Source organism: Octadecabacter dasysiphoniae (assembly GCF_021532615.1).
GTDB lineage: Bacteria > Pseudomonadota > Alphaproteobacteria > Rhodobacterales > Rhodobacteraceae > Octadecabacter > Octadecabacter dasysiphoniae.
Genome location: NZ_JAKGAQ010000014.1, coordinates 1 through 2062, shown reverse-complemented (window position 1 = coordinate 2062; position 2062 = coordinate 1). Strand labels below are relative to the sequence as shown.

Sequence of the window (2062 nt, the reverse complement as noted above, 5' to 3'; positions counted from 1 at the left end):
AATGCTGCGAGACGCATGAACGGCGGCTTACAACAAATCGTCTTGAAAAATTCAAATCAATAGACGCCCGAAAACCGGCGGCGCAAGATTTTGGGCATGTTAGAGGGTCCTATGCTTTTTGATCTTCCAGACCATGCGTCTTTGTATGATGCCTTACTCGCCCGTGATGCGACCTATGATGGGCGGGTTTATGTCTGTGTTTCCAGTACTGGTATTTTCTGTCGGCTGACCTGTCCGGCGCGCAAACCGAAGCGCGAAAATTGCACGTTTCTGGAAACTGTCGGAGAGTGTATCGAGCGCGGCTTTCGCGCGTGCAAGCGGTGCCACCCTCTCAAGCCAATGGCCTCAGCTGATCCTGCGATTTCAGCGTTGTTGACTGCGCTGGATGAGCGACCAGAATACCGCTGGCGGGAACCCGATATTGAAAAGATGGGCTTTGATCCTTCCACCATCAGGCGTAGTTTCAAGCGCCAGTTTGGCATGACTTTCCTTGAAATGGCACGACAACGCAGGCTGCGGGATGGGTTTGAAACCATCGTTGACGGCGGCAAGGTCATTGAAGCGCAGATCGATGCCGGGTTTGACTCGGCAAGTGCATTCCGCGCCGCATTTGCGAAACTCCTCGGCAAAGCACCTGGTCGCTTGGATAGTGACCCGATCCTGTTCGCCGATTGGATTGCGACCCCTTTGGGTGACATGATTGCCGTGACCAGCCAGTCTGAATTGCATCTTCTGGAATTTGCAGATCGAAAGGCGCTCCGCACTGAGTTGGCAAAGCTGGATAAGGTGGCCAAGGGTCGGATAGGTATTGGTAAAACCTCACCCTCGCGACAAATTGCATCAGAGTTGACGGCCTTCTTTGACGGAACGCTAACAGGCTTTGAAACCCCGCTCGCCTATCATGGATCAGCATTCACAAAGTCGGTTTGGGACGCATTGCGCGACATTCCTGCGGGTGAAACTCGAAGTTATTCGCAGATTGCAGAAACGATTGGCCGTCCAACGGCTGTACGCGCTGTCGCACGGGCCAATGGCGCCAACCAAATCGCCCTCGTGATCCCCTGCCACCGTGTGATCGGCGCGGACGGGTCGTTGACCGGCTATGGTGGTGGGCTTTGGCGCAAGCAGAAACTTCTCGAAACCGAACGGCAGTATCTGCCTCTCATTACGGACAAGAAATCATGACCCAAGCCCTCAAGGCGCAAGCCTTCAAAAGTATGCACACCACTCAGAACCCGGTTGTCTTGTATAATATTTGGGACGCAGGTGGTGCCAAGGCGATCGTCGACGCAGGAAGCAAGGCCGTTGCGACGGGAAGCTGGTCAATTGCAGCAGCACATGGGTTTGACGATGGCGAAGCGATGCCGCTCGATTTTGTGTTACAGATTGTCGAACGTATTGTGGCAAGCGTTGATGTTCCCGTCACCGTTGACTTCGAGGGCGGCTATGCTGTGTCACCGGATGATGTCGCGAAAAACGCTGTGATGATGATCAAAGCCGGTGCTGTTGGGATCAACTTTGAAGATCAAGTCGTGCAGGGTGATGGGCTGTACAAAATCGAACAACAAACGGCACGCCTGAAGGCGATCCGGCAGGCGGCTGAACGTATGGATTTGCCGTTATTCATAAATGCGCGGACTGATTTGTTCCTCGGGTCTGATCCGAAAACCCACAGCAGTTTGGTTGATGAAGCAATCGAGCGCGAAGCAGCGTATCGCGCAGCCGGGGCCGATGGCTTTTTTATCCCTGGTCTCACGGATACCGCATTGATCGCAAAAATCACGGCGGCAACACGTTTGCCTGCCAATGTCATGGCCATGGGCGAGATTAAAACATCGGCAGACATCGCCCATTTGGGCGTTTCACGCCTCAGCTACGGACCTGGCCCATACTTCGACGCAACGAGCGATCTAAAAGAACGATACAGCGCTATTTGAGGATACGCGTTGCGAAAGTGGGGAACTCAAAGCGTACGCTCAGTAGAGATTTCTGTTTGGCGGCTTTGACCCGCATAATGGAAGTTGGCGCATCGCGTAGCTAAAGTCTGCTTTGAGCCCAGAGT

The 2062-nt window shown here is 53.7% G+C and carries 2 protein-coding genes; both read left to right on the top strand.

What is annotated here, in order from left to right; translation table 11 throughout:
* The first annotated feature begins 111 nt into the window (after positions 1–111).
* A complete protein-coding gene (locus tag L0664_RS18430; protein WP_235227372.1) occupies positions 112–1185 on the top strand; it encodes a bifunctional transcriptional activator/DNA repair enzyme AdaA in 1074 nt (357 codons plus the stop codon).
* Positions 1182–1937 carry an isocitrate lyase/PEP mutase family protein gene (locus L0664_RS18425; RefSeq protein WP_235227371.1) on the top strand — a complete coding sequence of 252 codons (756 nt, stop codon included), beginning with the start codon at positions 1182–1184 and terminating at the stop codon, positions 1935–1937. The genes L0664_RS18430 and L0664_RS18425 overlap by 4 nt, the downstream gene beginning before the upstream one ends.
* Positions 1938–2062: the final 125 nt, after the last annotated feature.

Coding starts and splice junctions, on each gene's coding strand:
- L0664_RS18430 (WP_235227372.1), top strand. CDS start 112: ATGCTTTTTGATCTTCCAGACCATGCGTCTTTGTATGATGCCTTACTC.
- L0664_RS18425 (WP_235227371.1), top strand. CDS start 1,182: ATGACCCAAGCCCTCAAGGCGCAAGCCTTCAAAAGTATGCACACCACT.